Origin of the sequence: Blastopirellula sp. J2-11, from assembly GCF_024584705.1 — a bacterium.
Taxonomy (GTDB): Bacteria; Planctomycetota; Planctomycetia; order Pirellulales; family Pirellulaceae; genus Blastopirellula.
This window is the reverse complement of sequence record NZ_CP097384.1, coordinates 1,178,836-1,196,377: the sequence shown is the minus strand read 5'-3', so window position 1 is coordinate 1,196,377 and position 17,542 is coordinate 1,178,836. Positions and strand designations below refer to the sequence as shown.

At 56.6% G+C, this 17,542-nt stretch carries 18 protein-coding genes; all 18 read right to left on the bottom strand.

Annotation, left to right across the window (positions count from 1 at the left end; genetic code table 11):
- Nucleotides 1-11: 11 nt before the first annotated feature.
- Complete coding sequence (locus M4951_RS05010) at nt 12-548, bottom strand: flagellar basal body-associated FliL family protein (protein ID WP_262025382.1); 537 nt, start codon at nt 546-548, stop codon at nt 12-14.
- A gap of 71 nt (nt 549-619) precedes the next feature.
- Nucleotides 620-1,393, bottom strand: a complete 774-nt coding sequence (locus tag M4951_RS05005; protein ID WP_262025381.1) for a flagellar motor protein MotB — start codon at nt 1,391-1,393, stop codon at nt 620-622.
- A complete protein-coding gene (locus tag M4951_RS05000; protein WP_262025380.1) occupies nt 1,393-2,169 on the bottom strand; it encodes a motility protein A in 777 nt (258 codons plus the stop codon). Before M4951_RS05000 ends, M4951_RS05005 begins: the two co-directional genes overlap by 1 nt.
- Nucleotides 2,170-2,197: 28 nt before the next feature.
- Complete coding sequence (locus tag M4951_RS04995; RefSeq protein ID WP_262025379.1) at nt 2,198-2,407, bottom strand: flagellar FlbD family protein; 210 nt, start codon at nt 2,405-2,407, stop codon at nt 2,198-2,200.
- A gap of 97 nt (nt 2,408-2,504) precedes the next feature.
- Nucleotides 2,505-5,333 carry a flagellar hook-basal body complex protein gene (locus M4951_RS04990; protein WP_262025378.1) on the bottom strand — a complete coding sequence of 943 codons (2,829 nt, stop codon included), beginning with the start codon at nt 5,331-5,333 and terminating at the stop codon, nt 2,505-2,507.
- A gap of 95 nt (nt 5,334-5,428) precedes the next feature.
- On the bottom strand, nt 5,429-6,031 hold the full coding sequence (locus M4951_RS04985) for a flagellar hook assembly protein FlgD (RefSeq protein WP_262025377.1): 603 nt from the start codon (nt 6,029-6,031) through the stop codon (nt 5,429-5,431).
- A gap of 105 nt (nt 6,032-6,136) precedes the next feature.
- A complete protein-coding gene (locus M4951_RS04980) occupies nt 6,137-7,786 on the bottom strand; it encodes a flagellar hook-length control protein FliK (protein WP_262025376.1) in 1,650 nt (549 codons plus the stop codon).
- A gap of 12 nt (nt 7,787-7,798) precedes the next feature.
- Complete coding sequence (locus M4951_RS04975) at nt 7,799-8,497, bottom strand: hypothetical protein (RefSeq protein ID WP_262025375.1); 699 nt, start codon at nt 8,495-8,497, stop codon at nt 7,799-7,801.
- Between the two features lie 3 nt (nt 8,498-8,500).
- Nucleotides 8,501-8,950: a flagellar export protein FliJ gene (fliJ, locus tag M4951_RS04970; RefSeq protein WP_262025374.1), complete on the bottom strand. Its 450-nt coding sequence runs from the start codon at nt 8,948-8,950 to the stop codon at nt 8,501-8,503.
- Between the two features lie 20 nt (nt 8,951-8,970).
- Nucleotides 8,971-10,341, bottom strand: a complete 1,371-nt coding sequence (locus M4951_RS04965) for a FliI/YscN family ATPase (RefSeq protein ID WP_262025373.1) — start codon at nt 10,339-10,341, stop codon at nt 8,971-8,973.
- A 3-nt stretch (nt 10,342-10,344) separates the two neighbouring features.
- Entirely contained in the window at nt 10,345-11,004 is a 660-nt protein-coding gene (locus M4951_RS04960; protein ID WP_262025372.1) for a FliH/SctL family protein, read from the bottom strand.
- 11 nt (nt 11,005-11,015) lie between these two features.
- Entirely contained in the window at nt 11,016-12,194 is a 1,179-nt protein-coding gene (locus M4951_RS04955) for a FliG C-terminal domain-containing protein (protein WP_262025371.1), read from the bottom strand.
- 20 nt (nt 12,195-12,214) lie between these two features.
- A complete protein-coding gene (locus tag M4951_RS04950; protein WP_262025370.1) occupies nt 12,215-13,846 on the bottom strand; it encodes a hypothetical protein in 1,632 nt (543 codons plus the stop codon).
- Between the two features lie 49 nt (nt 13,847-13,895).
- Nucleotides 13,896-14,195 carry a flagellar hook-basal body complex protein FliE gene (fliE, locus tag M4951_RS04945; RefSeq protein WP_262025369.1) on the bottom strand — a complete coding sequence of 100 codons (300 nt, stop codon included), beginning with the start codon at nt 14,193-14,195 and terminating at the stop codon, nt 13,896-13,898.
- A 20-nt stretch (nt 14,196-14,215) separates the two neighbouring features.
- Nucleotides 14,216-14,638, bottom strand: coding sequence for a flagellar basal body rod protein FlgC (gene flgC / locus M4951_RS04940; RefSeq protein WP_262025368.1), 423 nt, complete (start codon nt 14,636-14,638; stop codon nt 14,216-14,218).
- A gap of 14 nt (nt 14,639-14,652) precedes the next feature.
- Entirely contained in the window at nt 14,653-15,066 is a 414-nt protein-coding gene (gene flgB, locus M4951_RS04935) for a flagellar basal body rod protein FlgB (protein WP_262025367.1), read from the bottom strand.
- 185 nt (nt 15,067-15,251) lie between these two features.
- Nucleotides 15,252-16,652 carry a sigma-54-dependent transcriptional regulator gene (locus M4951_RS04930; RefSeq protein ID WP_262025366.1) on the bottom strand — a complete coding sequence of 467 codons (1,401 nt, stop codon included), beginning with the start codon at nt 16,650-16,652 and terminating at the stop codon, nt 15,252-15,254.
- A complete protein-coding gene (locus tag M4951_RS04925) occupies nt 16,649-17,542 on the bottom strand; it encodes a sensor histidine kinase (protein ID WP_262025365.1) in 894 nt (297 codons plus the stop codon). Before M4951_RS04925 ends, M4951_RS04930 begins: the two co-directional genes overlap by 4 nt.

Sequence of the window (17,542 nt, the reverse complement as noted above, 5' to 3'; positions counted from 1 at the left end):
CTTTCAGTTCGCTACTGCTCGATAAAGGAGTAGTCGCTGAAAATGACTGATTTAACGAGGGGTTTCCCCAGAATGCGATTTGTTTTCTCTAAAATCTTGCGCTTAAGCAAGCCCAAACCTGGATCGGTCAGGTCGCTGACTTCGGAACTTCGAAGCGTGACGAGCACCTGCTCGCGAAAGCGATGTTCGTTCTGCTCAATCAGCGTCTCAAATTCTCCTTGATTCTCGGCGTTCACCATCGCATACAGATGAAAGTCGATCCGGAGCGTCGTATTGGCCAACGGCTGATAGGCGGTGATTCCAAAGTTTTTCAGATCCACTTCAACGGTCGCTTTATCGGAAACCGCCGTTAGATCTTCCACATCCGGCTCGGTGGCTGTGTGCTGTCGCGCTCGCATTTCCGCCGCTTCAATCACATCTTCCGGCGAGGGAATGACGAAGTAAGCAAGCATGCATTCCAGGCCAACAAGCGCCAACACCGCGCCCAATATCTTGAGCTTGGTCATCAGCGAAGGCCCACCGGAGCTATTGGGCGTTGATTCAGCCATAACCGCCGAACTCTGTGACTAAGGGGTTGAAAAAACTCTCTCTTCAACCCAAGCCTAGCATGCGTTTTGCGCTATGGCTTTGTATCCCCAGTCGGTCCGCCGTTGGTGATACGCTGCGACTGTTCGGCTCCTGATCCAACCAGGTCATCAACGACTTCGTCGAGCAAAAACACCTCGACGCGGGGGTTTTGTTTCGATTTTAACGGATCGGTGCCTATATGAATCGGTTCGTTCTTTCCAGCCGTTGAAATCCGTATTCGCCGTGGATCTATCCCCAGCGACACCAAAAAATCCATCACCGCCCGACAACGTTCGTATCCCAGGTCATAGTGATCCACAAACGGAGCGCCCGGCGCCAACGGCTTGGGCGCCGCATGTCCGCGAATCTCGATCTTCTGCGGCTTGCCGCCGAACTCTTGCGCTTGGGCCTGCAAATCACGCTTCATTTCGTCGGTCAGCTTGGCCGACTCGCCGCTGAAGTAAATCACCGTGCCGACTGCCGTGCTCGAGCCAGGGCGTATGATCCGCACTTGCGGGCTGTCGCCGACGGGGGCTTTTACTTTGTCGCCCCCCTCCTGCGTGCTAAAACGCTTGGCGCGTCCCATGGTCGCCAGGTTCGACAAGTGAGAGTTGCGCGGCTGCGCGGTGCCGGCGACGACACTATTCATCGAGTCGTCATGGCCAAACTGGCGGCGAAAGGATTCGACCAAAGCTTGGAAGTGTTCTTCTTTTTTGATCTCGCTCATCGAGACCAACATGATGAAGAAGGTCAACAGCAGCGACATCATATCGCCAAAGGTCACAACCCATTCAGGGATACCTACTGCGTCATCGTCATCGCCCATTATTTGGCCTCTTCCGATTTCTTACGTGCGGCCGGCGGCAGGAAGGTGCGCAGTTTTTGTTCGATCACCCGCGGGTTCTCGCCTGACTGAATCGCCATAATGCCGCGGACGATGATTTCCATCGTCAGCAACTCTTGCTTGTTCAAAAACGAGAGCTTTTCGGCAAACGGCAGAAAGACGCAGTTCGAGACGATCGCCCCATAGAGCGTGGTCAACAAAGCGACCGCCATCCCAGAACCGATCGAGGACGGATCGCTCATATTGCCCAACATGATAATCAGGCCAAGCAGCGTGCCGATCATGCCGTAAGCCGGTGCGAAACGCCCCATCTGGTCGTATATTGCTTTCGTGTCGCGATGCCGCGTCGCGACGGCGTCGATTTCGGTTCGTAAGAGATCCTCAATGACGTCAGGGCGCGCGCCGTCGACCGCCATTTGAATCCCCACAATAATAAAGGGATTGCTGATTTCGGCGATGCGGCCTTCCAGCGCCAATAGACCGTCGCGCCGCGCGGTTTCGGCCAGACTGACGATTTCTTTGATCAACGCGACGACGTCGGTCGGTTTGTTCAGAAAGCAGACCTTCAGCGCCATCGGCGAACTGACGATCGATTTCAGCGGAAACGCCATCATGCAGGCCGCGACCGCGCCGCCGCAGACGACCAGAATCGAGGGCGCGTCAATGAACGCCGCCAACGAGGACCCGGGCGCAATCAGAATCGCGGTGAGAATCAACCCAAATGCGGCGATCAGCCCTATTACCGACGCGATGTCCATAAACTACGCTTTGCCCACGTTATGCCGTTTAGGCAGGTGTCACTGGTCCCGCAGGAGCCAGAAATTTCGCTTGTTGGTACCGGATCGCGCGTGCTAGCACATCATCCAGCGACTCTGCGACAACCATACGATCGCCGGTAGTTAATGTGATAAATGTGTCTGGATTAGCTTCCACATACTGAATCAATTCCGCATTCAGTACGAATGGATGCCCTCCCAATCGCGTTAGCTTGATCATTCAAGGCACCTAATAAAATAGGCCCACGCTCGCAAAGATACGGGCGGGGGCCTAAAAATATCGAAGGTCGCCTATCGGCACAATCGGAATATCCCGACTATCGGCGGATATTCAGCAATTCGTCGAACAATTGCTGCGCGGTTGTAATGATTCGTGAGCTGCCGCGGTACTGGGTCGAAGCCAGAATCAAGTCGATCAGGTTTCCGCCGATATCGGTATTCGACAATTCGACGGCGCCAGCAATGATACTGCCGATCCCCTCTTCACCGGCGTCCCCTTGGACAGGCAGACCAGAGTTCACGCCGGAGGCGAACAGATTGTTACCACGTTGCTCCAAACCGCTGGGATTGGCGAAACGAGCCAGCTGAATCATCCCCAGATCGCGATCGACGCCGCTGGAAAAGACGCCGCGGATAATCCCGTCTTCGCTAATGATAAAACTGTTCAGCTTACCGGTGCCGGAACCATCTTGTCGCGATGCGTTCAAAGTCGCCTTATCAGCCGCCAGGCCCGACAGCTGGTCAAAGTTGAGATCGAACTCAAGCGGCGATTCCGACGGAATGTTGCGTCGGTTGATCGTCACCGTGTTGTTGTCAGAGCCGATAAAATTGCCGTCGCCGTCAAAATAAATCAGCCCGGTGCCGACTGCAATTCTCGCCGCTTCCGACTCGTCGCCGATCGTATCGCCGTCATTATCGGGCGAATCGGCGAACCAACGGTAGACGGTATTCGTGCCGTTGCGGCTTTCCAGCACCGTCGTCACGCGAACGTTCATCGGCACGCCTAATGAGTCGTACACAATCACGTCGGCCACGGCGCTTTCACCGACAGCTTCTTGAATCACGCCAAAGTTCAGATTCGGATTCTGAACCACGCCTGAACCGTTGTCCAACTGGAAGGACGACAGCCCAATGTCGATACCATTGTCAACGCCGTTGTTAGAAACGACGCGAATCCGACCTTCTGTCGTGATGTAAATCCCTTGCGACAAATCACCGGTCTCATCGGCAATGTTATTTTCCGAACCAGGAATCGGGTTCGAGTTGCCGTTGACCGAGGGCTGAATGCCAAGCGACGCTTCGAGAAATTCGATCAGGTCCTGAACGATCGTCGTATCGGTGACGGTAAACGATTTTTCATTCAGCGTACGATCCCCTTTGGAACCTTTGAAGGTCAGCACCCCTTCCGAGAACATACTCTCAAAGTTCAAACCGTCCCGTTTGACAACGTCGACCAATAACGTATTGGAGTCGACTTTTGGTCCGTCCAAGTCAATCCGACGATTGGCCGAATTTGTGAGGTCCGAAATCGCCGCGTCCGATCGATCGTCGACAAAACTCTCGCCTGCGCCTAGTTCGGTCACAAGATAATACGACGCCGAATCGGTGGACAAATTGCGATAAACGTTCACCGTGTCATAAGGAGGCGTTCCCCCCGCCGGCAGCGGCAGATTGGTTAGATCGATTCGACCATTGATAACGTTTTGCGGTCCGAGAACCAACGAAGGTCGACTCTCTTGCTGTCCGGCGCGACCGAAGGTCACCAGATAAGAGTAGTTGCCGTTGATCGTATCTTCGTTCAGCTCATTGGCCGTCAGCGGCACCGTGCCGTCATCAATATACGGACCGGCGGCCGCCGCCATACTGATCGTATCGAGCTCATAAAAATCGCTGCCGCCGGCGGCCGTACGATAGATACGAACATCGGTATAGTCGGCGCTGGTCGGAATATTATCGAGGACGACCGAGTACCCGTTCCCATCGGCCGGAGCGCCATCGACGGTGATCTGTTGACCATCCGACGCGACCGTCTCATTTCCATCCGCATCGACAAAAGCGAACCGATATTCATACACGTCGCCCCCTCCCAGCAAGCCGCCAGAGCCTGTTCCGTTAATGTTGGCCGCCGGCAATTGCGTCGCCGTCGGCGCCGCCGCAACATCCTCAACGGCCGCGCCCATCGCGGTCGAGCTGACCAAAAAGTAGGTCGCACCGCCGTCGTTGCTGCGGTACATGTTGACTTGCGAGTAACTCGAGCTTTGCGGCGCGCCGGGAAAGGTAACCGTATTGTTGTCCGCAATCGCGTCCCCCAAATCGGCCACGTTGACCGTGATATTGGCCGAAGCCTGCGTTTCATTCGCCAAAGCGGCGTCAGAAAACGTAAAGCGATAGTCGAACGTTCCATCCGGAACCGAACCGGCGCCTTCGGTTTGCCCTTGAACGACCGAACCAATCCCCGGCGTCGAGACGCTGTCGGTCGTTGACGAACTGTCATCCGGCGTCTCCGCCACAATCGCCGAAGCTCCGCTGACATCGGGACGAGGGATAGCGCTGTTACCGAGAATCGAACTTTCGATCACCTGTGCGACCGTCGCCAGATCGCCGGTCGCCGGCAGCGTACCTTCGAGATAGACGTTTTCAGTCGCTTTGGCGACAGCTGCGGCGCCCAGCGGAATCGTCAACGGCACTAGCTGCGTCTCTTGAATATTGAAGTTTTCATCAATACCAAAGCCGAGAACCCGTTCGCCGCCGATCGTCACCAGCTCATTGTTCGAGTTGGTTTTGAAAATGCCGTTGCGGGTGTAAAGCCGTTCGCCGTTGTTCCCCTGGACGATAAAGAAGCCGTCCCCTTGAATCGCCAGATCCGAGGGATTCGAACTCACCTCGATCGTTCCCTGGGTGAAATTAGGGGTAATCTCAGCAACCATCACGCCGAGACCGACTTGCCGCGGATTGGTTCCGCCGTCCGTTTCACTTGGTTTAGAACCTAGTCCGCGCGTTTGCAAAAACTGATTGGCGAACAACGCATCGGAAGCTTTAAAGCCGACCGTTTGCGAGTTCGCCAGGTTATTGCCCAGCACGTCAATCTGCGTTTCGGCGGCCGTCATGCCTGTTAACGCAGTCGTCATGGCCGATGCTAGACCCATTGCTCAACTTCTCCGTAAGTGGATTCTATCTATGTCTATTCTTGCGGCGGCCGCGCGCTCGTCGCACAGGTCTCAAAAATCATCCGTTCCATTTGCTACGCAGCGACGCTTGTATCGTCTTCACCGGCGCCGTCGGACTCATCCGAGCCGCTAGTATCGTCCGATCCGCTTGCGCCGCCAGTGTTCGTGTCCGTTCCGTCGGTTCCATCCGTCTCGTCCGTTTCCTCACCTTCTTCCGGCGGAGCCTGTCCGGCGGAAGCGGGAAGCACGGTGAAGATGTCGTCCAGTTTGACCGTCGCGATTCCGTCGTCGGTCATGACTTTCAAAAACACCTCTCGCACGCCATCATCATTCGGAGTGATCTGGGCGCCGGTCACCACGCCAAACACCACATCCCCTTGGTCGGTGAGCGCTTGAACTTGTCCGCCGATCAACGTGGTGGCGGACAAAATGTTTTGGCCGTCCAAAACGTTCGTCAGCGTGGTCGACAATTGTTCTGTCGCGGTGATGTTACGGATCTGTCCGATCTGCTCCAGCATCTCTGAGTTCTTCATCGGCTCCATCGGATCCTGATTCTGTAACTCGGCGATCATGAGTTTCAGGAACTGATCCATGTCAAGATCTTGCAAGCTGTTCCCTTGCTTCGCCCCAGCGCCGCTACTACTGTTTGTCGACCCTGTGCCGCCTACACTTGACATAGAACGCTCCAAATAAATGAGTCTGTTTTGTCGACCGTGATCGCAGTTCGATACGTATTGCGCAGCGCCGCACGACGCATGCGATTTTCAAGTTTTCTTGGTCCGTTAGGCCATCACGTTAAGCTGTCCATCGCTTGTCATGACGGACGTCGAAGTCGCTTCCACGCTGGAATTTTCCGCTCTGGCCGAATCTCGTTTGCCGCTCGACGATTGCTGATTGGATGAATTCTGTTGCTGATCGGCCGGCGCTCCGCCGGCGTCTTGCGGGTTTCCGTTTTGACCGACCGAAACATCGAACGAATCGACGCGCAGGTTCAATTCCGCCAATCGATCGCGCAACTGCGGCAGGTTGTCGAGCAGCACTTTACGCACCGCTTCGCTTTCCGCTTCCAATTTCGCTTTCATTCCCCCTTCGTCGACCTGCAATTCGACGCGGAGCGATCCCAGCTCTGGCGGGCTCAGACGCAATTTGATGGGGCCGCCATGCGTTTGCGCGTTGCGAACCGCTTGGGAGACCCGTTGGATTAGCTGGATTTGTTTCGCCGTATCGATTACCGGAGCATCGCCGGATGACTTTGCGCTGTGCAGCAATCCCCGCTGTAATCCGCGTTGAATCGCCGTCCCCAAACCAGGTTCTGAGACGCTCGACGACTCTCCACCGCTTGTCGCAGCCGCTTGCGGGGCCGTACTTGCAGTGGGAGGCGCGGCGATCTCGGCTGCGGCGCTCGCCGCATTCGTACCAGGCGTCGGCGCCGCTATCCGTTGCGGAGCGGATGTTGTCTCCCCTTCGGCCGACGGATCGACTCCAGCATCGGCAGCGGCTTCCTGCTGAACTTCGGTCTCTTTGCTAAGACGCTCGCTCGCCTCACGGCGATCCTCGGCAAACTGCTCCGCCGCCGACGGTCCGTCTGCGTCAGGCTCTTGCTCTAAGGCGGCGGCCGCAGCTTCTTGTGCTTGGCGAATCTGCTCGCCCTCGTCCGAATCGGCGGGGCTTTCGTCTTGTTGCTGCTCCTCGGCAATGATCTCTTGGACCAACTTGGTCCCCGCCTCTGATTCGGTCAGTTCCGACTCGGCGTCGGTTTCCTGTTTATCCTTCGCCGCCACCGCATCTTCGATCGCATCCGAATCGGCAGCGGTTGAAGATCCCTCAGCGGCAGCATCGGCAAGTTGTTGGTCGAAGTCGGCAAGCGCCTCTTCTTGCTCCTCATTGACATCAACCGCGGACGCTTCCTCCTGCGATCTGTCGCCGGCCACTTCAGTCAACGATTCGCTGGCCGAAAGTTCCGAAGCTTCGGCTTCCGCTACTCTTTCACCTTCTTCCAACTTTTTGTCGGCGGCGTCTTCGATCGGAGCGGTCACTTTCGCTTCGCCAATGATCAAATCTTCTTCCTCAGAGCCATCGTCAATCGATTCGCTGTCGGAAGCGTCGAGGATCGCTTGTTGCGCAAAGTCGTCGTTGGAATCGGACGACTCCTCGACCGCCTGCGCTGCATCATCCGACGAACGAACTGCGGACGAATCATCGCTTTCGCTGGATGAATCGTCTCGATCTTGCGAAGCAGGGCGATCCGTCGCCGAAGACCCGGTCGGCGTCGACGCTTGTGCGCCCGGCGACTTGGTGATCGCCGCGGTGTTTTGCTGAATCAGGTTAATGAACGCCAACGCATCGACAGGCGCACTTCCAGCGACACCGATCGTCCGCGGCGGCAATGACAGCGTCGGCGCTTGCACGCTCTGAGCATCTCGCGTTTCCATGGCCCTGTCTCCCTACGTTGTTTCTGGCTGAAACTGGTCTAGTTGATCCCGCGCCCCCTTGATGAGCGACGCCTCTGGCACGCCCAAGCGAATCTGATTCAAGATGTCGGCCAACTTCTGCTTTTCTTCCTCCGAGCGAAACTCGGCGATAATCTTCTTTCGCTTGTCGTTCGGCATCCCCTTCAGAATGGTCACGACATCCTGCATCGAATTATCGTCCCGCTCCAGCATGATCATCATCTGTTCTTTCGCTTGGCGTGCGTCGATCGCCTCCATCGTGCGCTGCAATTCGACGATCGCATCATCGCGGACGCCCTCTTCCAGCTTTTTCAAACGATCGTCGAACGAGGTTTTCAATTGATCGTAGCGCCGGCGTTCTTCCGCCAGATTGGCTTGCATGCCGCGAATATTTTCAATTCCGGTATCGAGCGCTTGAATCCGAAAATCGAGCGCCAAATGGCGACGTGCGCGAGCATCGATCACCGCCTGCATATCAGGTTCTTCGTTATCCGCTTCTGGTTTCGCCGATTCATCCAGTTGCTCGCGGATTTTGTCTTCATCAATACCGTAAACAATCGCTAGAATCGAATACGCTTTGCTGCTGTCGACACGATTGGTGGCGATCAATACGCCGGCCCCGATCGCTGCGGCCAATACCGTAGCGACGCAAAGATAAGCGAACGAACTAGCAGCCAGTTTCAATGCGGCCATCGGTTACCGTTCCTTCCTGGCGAAGGCGATCAGCCCGATTTCGTCTAATTCCAAACTATCCAGTCGCTCTTGCTCGGTTTGAAAACGCTTCTCTTGGCGCTCTCGCAGTTTTTCGAGCGAACGAACCTCTTTTTCCGCTTCCAACAACGCGTTGCGACGCTGTTCGATATGGGGATTCAGCTTCCGCTGCAAACTTTGTTTGTGGGCAATTAGTGAACGGAGATGATTCAATTCTCGCTGAGCGACAATCAAGCTGTCGACATTCATGCGACCGACCGAGCAACCGTCACGCGCTTCGGTGATCGTCGTCTCTAATAACTCGGCCGTTTCCTGCATTTCACGGGTCAATTGCTCTTGAATTGACAACACTTCCATCAACTCGGCCTGACGCTGGTCGCGCGCAGCGATTTTCAGCTTCAGGTAAGTCGCTAGTCGGAAATGAAAACTTGCCATGGGTTATCTCTCATCCATTCTTAGGCGCCGGCTTGCTGGGTCTGTCGCTTCGCTTTCGCCAATGCGGCTGCATTCGGAACCGGTCGGGCTCCGCACTTCGCAGCGAGCTGCAACAACTGCTGCTGAGCGGCGGCGACCGATGATTTCTCCTCCATCGCTTGACGCAAAAACGTGTCGACCTCACTTCGCATGCGGATCGCTAGATCAATCTGAGGATTCGTTCCTTGGCGATAGGCGCCGATATTGATCAGATCTTCGTTCTCGCGGTAGGTCGACATCAACTCTCGAATTGTTTGCGCCGCGCGACGCATTTCTTCGCTTACCAGATCGTTCATCAGGCGGCTGATGCTGGCCAAGATATCAATCGCCGGATAATGTCCTTTCGCCGCGATCGCTCGTGACAGGATGACGTGACCATCCAGCAAGCCTCGCACGGCGTCGCTGACCGGTTCGTTCGTATCGTCCCCTTCGACCAACACGGTATAGAAAGCGGTGATGCTTCCTTGGGCGCTGCGACCGGTTCGTTCGACCAACTTGGGCAGCATCGCAAATACCGATGGCGTGTATCCTTTGGTCGTCGGCGGTTCGCCTGCAGCGAGACCAATCTCTCGCTGCGCCATCGCGAAACGAGTCACCGAGTCCATCATGAACAGCACGCGCCGCCCTGATTCACGAAAATATTCAGCGATGCTGGTCGCGGCCATCGCCGCCTGCACGCGCATGATGGCAGGCTGATCGCTGGTCGCCACCACAACCACGCTCCGCGCCATTCCCTCGGGGCCCAGGTCCCGTTCAATAAAGTCATTGACTTCGCGGCCGCGTTCACCGATCAGTGCGATGACGTTGACTTCCGACGACGCGTACTTCGCCATCATGCCCAGCGTCACGCTCTTGCCGACGCCGGAACCGGCGAAGATGCCGATGCGTTGCCCATCGCCGCACGTCAACATGCCGTCGATGGCGCGCACGCCGGTCGAAAATGTTTCATGAATTCGCGGCCGACTGGTCGCCAGCGGCGGATCTTGATCCATCGGAGCTCGCATCGTCAGCGCCGGATGTGGCAAGCCGTCAATACAATTGCCATGCGCGTCGACGATTCGTCCCAACAGCGAGTCGCCGACCGGAATCGAACGGAGCGTGCGAATCAACCGCACACGACTCCCTTGCCGGACGCCGCTCAGTTGCTCCAAAGGAAAGACCAACGTCAGCTCCCCTCGAAACCCGACTACTTCTCCTGCCAGCGGCTTGCCCGACTGACGTTGGATCTCGACAACCGATCCAACCGGCGCCGGAAAACCGCCGACGGCGATCGTGGTGCCGATCGTCTCCACCACGCCGCCGACCAAGTCGTGCGACATCAGCTGATCAAGTTGACTGCAAATGCGTTCCATGACTTACTTCAGCTGCTCCTCGATCCGTTGCAACTGCGTTTCAATCTGGCCGTCGATCTCGCCAAATTGCGTTTCTACACGGCAACTTCCCCGCGAAAGGGCCGGATCCGGCACAATCTGCGAGGGAGAGAGCCGACGTAATACGTTGGCCGAGTTGGAAGCTCCTTGATCCATCGCATCAATATCGGCGGGGTTCATGTGCACGACAATTTCGCCGCAGCCGCTCGCCAGCTTGATGGTTTCGCGAATCATCTCAACGCCGATCTCCGGCCGCGCCGCGACTTCGCGACGGATGATTTTTTCTGCGATCGAGCAGGCGACATGCAAAGCGGCGTCTTCCCATTCCTTCAAAAACAGCTGCTTCGCTTCCGACAGCTCTTTTACAATTTGCTGCAGCGCCGGCACGACGGTCGCCGCTTGTTGGTCAACTTGGGTTTTCAGCGTTTGCTGCGCCTTTTGCGTCGCGTCCCCTTGTCCGGCGATCGCCGCTTGTTGGCGAATTTTTGTCGCTTCTTGCTGTGCGTCTTGAATCAGTTTGGCCGCGTATTGTTTGATCTTGGCCAGTTCGCCTTGCGCGCGATCGGTGACATCTTCAAAATTGAAGGCGACCGCCGAAAAATCGTGGTCTTCGCGTAGCAGTTGTTCCGCTTTGATAACGCTCATGGTCCTCTTTCTTACGCCGATGCTGACAAACGAGAACCACCCTGTTGAACCTGTGCGATCACCCGCGCGGCGATTGTTCCCAATCGTTTTTGCGCGGCGTCAATATCGCGGATCAACACCGGCTGCAAATCACGAATGCGACGCTGTAAGTCATGAATCTCTCGTTTCGACAGACCACGATTGAAGCGTTGCGCCACTGCGTTGGATGCGCCAGCCAACGCCAACAGCACGGTCTGCGGTTCGGCTTCGGACAGCACGCGACCTAACAACATGTCATCAAACTTGACAAAGTCGGCCAAAGGCAGACACGCCTCGACCGGCGGTTCGACCTTGGCGACAGCCGGTTTGGGCGTCGACTTTTTGACGACTCCATCCGCAGCCGCAATGTCGGTCGAAACTCGCTGCGGCTGGATCGGCGAATGATCTCCATACACCGCGTCCGAATGTTCCGAAGGCTCTGCTTTTTCAGGAGCGGCGGGGCGCTCCTCAGCGCCCAATCGGATGGCCATCGCCGCACTGCGCGTCTTCAGCGCTTTCAGCACTTCGGCCGAACTGGCTTCGTCCGAAGCTGCCAAGATCGCTTTGGCGGCTGACAGGCCAATGCGGCGATGCGTCATCGCTTGCAGTTGATCTTGCACAATCGATTGCAGACGCGTTTCGATATCATGCAGCACTTCCGCATCGGTATGTCCGAGATCCACCAGACGTTGAATCACGGTCGCTTGCAGGTCGATCGGCAACTCGCGTAAGATCGCAGAGGCCCGCACCGGCTCGAGATGTGAGAGGACGACGGCGATTACTTGCGGACTCTCTTGTTCAAAGAACGGCGCCAACATTTCTGGCGGCGCTTCGTTCAAAAAATGAAACGGCGGCGGCACCGGAGCGGTTGGCTTCGCTTCGTACGCAGGGGATTTTGTTCGCGACGCAGGATGGCGAACCGTCGAACTAAGCATGAGTTCGTCGTGCGTTTGCGTTTTGGCGGCGGAACCGTTACGACGCTGCATGAACTCGGCCAGGACGGCGCGCCGCTCTTCGACCGGAACGTCGTCGACCATCATCGATTCGTAACGAACCTGCTGGGCGATTTCTTCCGGAAAGCCGTCCAGCAACGCGTCGGCGGCGTCGGGATCCAATTCCGCGACGACGATCGCCGCTTTGCGAATCATCTGCTGATCAATTTTGTTCGTCATGTCGTTTCCCCCTTAGTCGCTTAACTTGCGGCGCCGATCCAGTTTTTCAAAATCCCGGCGGCCGTATCTGGGTCTTCTCGGACCATCTCGATCAGTTCATCTTTGAGATTCGGGCTATTTTTGGTGAAGCGTTTCTTCAGCATGCCTGACACGTCATGCTCGTCGTCGTCTTCCTCCTCTTGGGGAGGAGTCGCCAGGCGGATGCTGTGATCAACTTTCGGCTCCTCCGGCTGACTGCGAACCATGCTGCGAAGCATCAACAAGGCGAACAAGCCGACGCCGATCATCGCCACCGTTTGCCAATTGGAGCCCAACCACAGGATCGCCGTATCAGCCAGCGCCGGTTCGGCCATTGTCGGCACGTCGGTGCGCGTGACCGAGGTCACATGCACTTGCGGATAGGGATCGTCTCCCGGCGGTTGGGGAGGAAGCAGCGTCACCACTTGCGATTCGATCGACTTCTTGACTTCTTCTTCAATCTTCTTCAAGACGCCGGCGTCAGGTTGCGTTGGTTGGGCGCCAAGCGCCGGCGGGTTTTGCTTGTTCCAAATGCCGGCGTAGTAATCTTGCGGAACCGTCACGACTACGCGTACCTGTTGCGGCGTCAGCGACGCGGTTTCGCTCAGCATCAGCGTCTTGTCGGTGACCGAAGCGGTCTCTTCGCTGCTTTCTTCCATCGAAGACTCGCGAGCCGGCGCCGTGGTCAGCTCCGCTTGTTGGTTGGGCGCTTGAGCCGCCAAACCGGGACGGCCCCCTTCTTTGGGAACCTTGCTCGATTCAGTTCGCTTCTGGGCCGAAGTTAGCAGAGCGATCGGGCGGGCTCCATGCTCTAGACGTTCTTCCCGCTGATTCATCTTTGGATCAAGTTCGACATTGACCGTGACGTTGACGCCGTCGATATAGTTGAGCGCCGCCGCGATCTTGTCTTGCCAAGAGTTTTCAAAGAACTGCTTGCGGGCCGCATAGGCGTCTTCGGCCGGGTTTTCGGTATCACCCGAATAAGTGCGGCGCGAGTTCAAGTCGGTGACCGATACATGTTCGGGCGAAAGCCCAGCGATCGAGTAAGCGACGTAGTTCCGAATGCTGCGCACGAGCGACTGATCGATTTCTTCCGAACCGAGCGGGCGAACGACGACCGACGCCGTGTAAACTTTGCGACGGGGAAAGCCCCCTTTGTCTTCGATGTCGTAGTGCACCGAAGCGAACTCGATCCCGCGCATCTTTCGTAGAACCAGGGCCAAGTCTTTTTCTTTCGCGACTTTCTGACGATCCGAGCGATGTTGTTCAGACTCAAACGGATTCGCGTTGTCGACCGCGTCCTCCATGCTTTCATGAAACTCGGGCGGTATCGCGTTGTGCTTTACCATCGCGGCGACGTATTCGGCTCGCTTGGCGCGGGGAATGTAGATCTGGCTACCTTCGATTTTGTAGTCGTCCAGCCCTTCCCCAGCGAACGCCGCCAACACCGCTTTTTGATCGGCGGGATCGACCGCTGCACCTGCCAACAGCGCAGCGTCATGCTCAAACATCCCTCCCTGAAACAGGAACGCGAAGCTGGCGATGATCACGACAATCAACAGACCCGCGATGATGCGCGAGCCCGGCGTCATCGAGAAAAACAGGTCTTTGATTTGCTCGAAAGCTTTATTCAAAAAGTCCATCCATGGACCTCATTCACTCTGGTGTAGGAACGTCTTGGCGCTAAATGCGAATGTCTTTGATCTCTTGGTAGGCTTGCAACATCTTGTTGCGAACCTGCATCATCAGCTTGAATTCGACGTCCGCTTTTTGGACGGCGATCAGCACTTCGGACGGATTGACTTCGCCGCCGGTTTGCAGCTGCTCAACGGCGCGGTTGGCTTGCTGCTGCATCTCGTTGACGCGTGAGAAGCCTTCCATAAACAAGTTGGTGAACGACTCGTGCGACTGAGACGTTCCGGCCGGTCGAGTCAAATGACTCGGCAAGATCGTCTGCGGCGAGATGTTGTGAATCGGTTTCATGGGCTGTTATCTCCTCCGCTTTACGCCAAAATCCGGAGCGACTGGGCGGCGAGATTCTTCGAGATCTCGACGACGCCGATGTTCGCCTCGTACGCGCGAGAGGCTTCCATCGCGTCGACCATCTGTTCGACCATGTTGACCCGGGGGTGAGCCACGTAGCCTTTGTATTTTCCTTCCGTGATCGCCAACGGATGCGTCGGTTGATACCGATAAATCGGTTCGACCTGCGACTCTTCAATCGACGAGACCTTCACGCCGGCGGCGCCCCCTTGGGCGCGGATCGCGTTGTCGGTCTGAAAAATCACGTGTCGAGCCTTGTAGGGAGCGATGTCCCCGTTTTCATCCCGTAGTGACGACATATTCGCGATGTTGCTGGTGACCGCATTCAAGCGGACACGCTGCGCGACCATCGCACTAGAGCTAATATCGAGAGCGCCGTTCATTTTGACTCTCCTGGTTAGACGCGTTCGCTAATTGCAGTCTGTAACAACCGCATCTGCTGTTCCATCAACGAGATCGCCATGTTGTGCATGATTTGGTTTTTCGAGATTTCCATCACTTGTTGTTCGATGCCGACATTGCTTTCGTCATGAAACAAAATGCCAGGCAATGAATCTTTCACGCTTCGCATGGGATCCGACTCGCGCGTCGAAACCAGTCCCGGCGAGAGCGGCTCGTTCGGTTTGTTCTTCTCCTCGATCGCTTCACGCAACTTCATCTGGAACTTGTCCACATTCAGATCGCGCACTTTATATCCAGGCGTATCGAGGTTCGCGATGTTCCCCGCTAGCAGATTGTGGCGAGACTGCGAGAAGTTCAAAACTTGCTCGAGCATCGGAATCGTGCTGGCGTTGAAAATCGAACCGCTCATCGCTCGGCTCCTTCCAGGCGAAGGGGAATCATGCAAAAGGCGTACCTTAAGTTCGCTACGGTAAGCTCGGCAAATTGCATGCGATGTCGCGCGAGACGCATCGCATTCCGCTTCGCGGCAGCAGAAAATCGTGCTGCTGGCATTCGGAAATTTTTGCCGATCGGCTTACTCATGGTCTGGATTCCTTAAATTGCCCGTGCGAACGTTTTCGCACGCGGGGCCAGCCCATAGCTGCGTAGTTTGTTCGATAGCGTCCGCGGGCTAATGCCGAGCGCCGCCGCGGTCTTCTCGCGATGACCGTCGTAGTGTTCCAGCGTCGCCGAGATCAAGCGGCGTTCCATTTCGTCCAGCTTGACGCCGACCTGCGATTCTTGTGAATCGCAGGCCTCTTCCCTCGATTCGCAATTGAGCCAGCTGCTAAAGGCGTCGGCCGAAATCTGACCATCGATCGCCAGCACGCAGGCGCGAGTCACGATATTTTCGAGTTCGCGAACGTTGCCAGGCCAATCATGACGCACGAGCAAATCGAGCGCTTCCGCTTGCATGTCAAAAACCGGCTTCTCCAATCGCGCCGCCGTCTGATGCAAAAAGTATTCGACCAGCAACGGAATGTCGTCGCGGCGCTGCCGCAACGGCGGTAGCTCGATCGGCACGACCGCCAAGCGATAATAAAGGTCGCGGCGAAAACGCCCTGCGGTTACTTCGCCCGGCAGGTCACGGTTGGAAGTCGCCAAAACGCGAACATCGGTCTCCAAGGTTTCGCTCGAACCGACCCGTTCGTAGCAACGTTCCTGCAGCACTCGCAGCAACTTGGCTTGCAGTGATAAGTCGATCTCGCTGATTTCGTCCAGCAAAATCGTTCCTTGTTCGGCCAGTTCAAATCGTCCGACGCGGGCCGAGTCAGCGCTGGTAAAGGCGCCGCGCGTGTGCCCGAACAATTCACTTTCCATCAAATGAGCCGACAAAACCGGGCAGTTCAAGCTGATCAAAGCTCGGTCGGCGCGACGGCTCCACTGGTGAATCGTACGTGCGACCAGCTCTTTGCCGACGCCGCTTTCGCCGATGATCAACACGGTTTCGTCGGTCGGAGCCACTTGAGCGATCTGTTGTCGCACTTGTTGCATCAGACGGCTCTCGCCGATCATTGCAACCTGATTCGTTTCGCCGGGAGTCGCAACTGTGGCGCGATCACCGCTGGCGGCGCTCTCCAGGACGCGATTGATGACCGCTTCCAAACGATCGGCGTTGAGCGGCTTTTCCAAATAGTCGGCGGCGCCAAATCGCATCGCTTCGACCGCCGTCGACACGCTGCCGTGCGCCGTGACCATGACAATCGGGATATGTGCGTCACGACGACGAATTTGCTGAACCAGTTCTAAGCCGTCCATACCCGGCATCTGCAGATCGGTGACGACGGCGTCATAATCGATCGTCTCCATCCGCTTGAGCGCTTCATGAGCGCTGGAGCAAGCGGCGCCACGATGACCCAACATCTCCAAGACGTCAACAATCGACTGGCGAGCGCGGGCGTTGTCATCAACGACCAGCACGTTTCCGGTTGCAATCGGGGATTCGACGATGCTCACGCGGCGACCTCCTTACGGGGTTGCGGAAGCACCAGCGTTACGGCGGCGCCTCCTTCAGGACAATTCATCGCGATCGCTTGACCGCCGTGGGCTTCCGCGACTCGCTGGACAATCGCCAAGCCAAGTCCGGTGCCGGTGTTTTTGGTGGTGAAGAAGGGATCGAAAGCACGGATGGCGATTTCCGGCTTGAAGCCGGGTCCCGAGTCGGCGCATTCGATCTCGACGCCTGATCGTCCGAAACAAGCGGTCAGCAACAAGCGTCCGCCGTCATTCATGACATCCAGCGAGTTGAGCGCCAAATTCAACACGGCGCGACGAACCATTCCGCGATCGGCACGTACCGTTAACAGCGGATCGACATCGATCGCGAACTTCACTTTTTGCGCCTCGCACTGCGGAGCCAGCGTTTCGCAAACTTCCTCCAACAAGGGCGCCAACGGGAAGCGACTCCACTGCGGTTGCCGATCCGACGTGAAATGAAGCAGGTCGTTGACGGTGGAATCGAGCGCTGTCAGACCGTTTTCGATCTTCTTGCCGATCGCCGCACTGCTGGGACCAAAGTCAGACTGACGCTTCAGCATGCTGACGTACATCGTTAGCGGCATCAGGCTGTTGCGAACTTCATGCGCGACGTGCGACGCCATCTGGCCGAGATCGGCCAGGCGATTCTTGCGCGCCAACTCGCGATTTTTGATTTCCAATTCGTCGGAGAGACGAGCCACTTCTCGGCGGAGCGCCTCGTGCGTTTCCTGCAAACGCGTCGTTGCGGTATCCCATGCCGAAAGCAGACGGTCGACGTCAATCGCACCGTCAGAAGCGAACGCATCGGCGATCACCTGATCGGCGACTTCATTTTCGGGCAATCGATGATTGCGTGCGGGCAATGACAT

Coding starts and splice junctions, on each gene's coding strand:
- M4951_RS05010 (WP_262025382.1), bottom strand. CDS start 548: ATGGCTGAATCAACGCCCAATAGCTCCGGTGGGCCTTCGCTGATGACC.
- M4951_RS05005 (WP_262025381.1), bottom strand. CDS start 1,393: ATGGGCGATGACGATGACGCAGTAGGTATCCCTGAATGGGTTGTGACC.
- M4951_RS05000 (WP_262025380.1), bottom strand. CDS start 2,169: ATGGACATCGCGTCGGTAATAGGGCTGATCGCCGCATTTGGGTTGATT.
- M4951_RS04995 (WP_262025379.1), bottom strand. CDS start 2,407: ATGATCAAGCTAACGCGATTGGGAGGGCATCCATTCGTACTGAATGCG.
- M4951_RS04990 (WP_262025378.1), bottom strand. CDS start 5,333: ATGGGTCTAGCATCGGCCATGACGACTGCGTTAACAGGCATGACGGCC.
- M4951_RS04985 (WP_262025377.1), bottom strand. CDS start 6,031: ATGTCAAGTGTAGGCGGCACAGGGTCGACAAACAGTAGTAGCGGCGCT.
- M4951_RS04980 (WP_262025376.1), bottom strand. CDS start 7,786: ATGGAAACGCGAGATGCTCAGAGCGTGCAAGCGCCGACGCTGTCATTG.
- M4951_RS04975 (WP_262025375.1), bottom strand. CDS start 8,497: ATGGCCGCATTGAAACTGGCTGCTAGTTCGTTCGCTTATCTTTGCGTC.
- fliJ (WP_262025374.1), bottom strand. CDS start 8,950: ATGGCAAGTTTTCATTTCCGACTAGCGACTTACCTGAAGCTGAAAATC.
- M4951_RS04965 (WP_262025373.1), bottom strand. CDS start 10,341: ATGGAACGCATTTGCAGTCAACTTGATCAGCTGATGTCGCACGACTTG.
- M4951_RS04960 (WP_262025372.1), bottom strand. CDS start 11,004: ATGAGCGTTATCAAAGCGGAACAACTGCTACGCGAAGACCACGATTTT.
- M4951_RS04955 (WP_262025371.1), bottom strand. CDS start 12,194: ATGACGAACAAAATTGATCAGCAGATGATTCGCAAAGCGGCGATCGTC.
- fliE (WP_262025369.1), bottom strand. CDS start 14,195: ATGAAACCGATTCACAACATCTCGCCGCAGACGATCTTGCCGAGTCAT.
- flgC (WP_262025368.1), bottom strand. CDS start 14,638: ATGAACGGCGCTCTCGATATTAGCTCTAGTGCGATGGTCGCGCAGCGT.
- flgB (WP_262025367.1), bottom strand. CDS start 15,066: ATGAGCGGTTCGATTTTCAACGCCAGCACGATTCCGATGCTCGAGCAA.
- M4951_RS04925 (WP_262025365.1), bottom strand. CDS start 17,542: ATGTCATTGCCCGCACGCAATCATCGATTGCCCGAAAATGAAGTCGCC.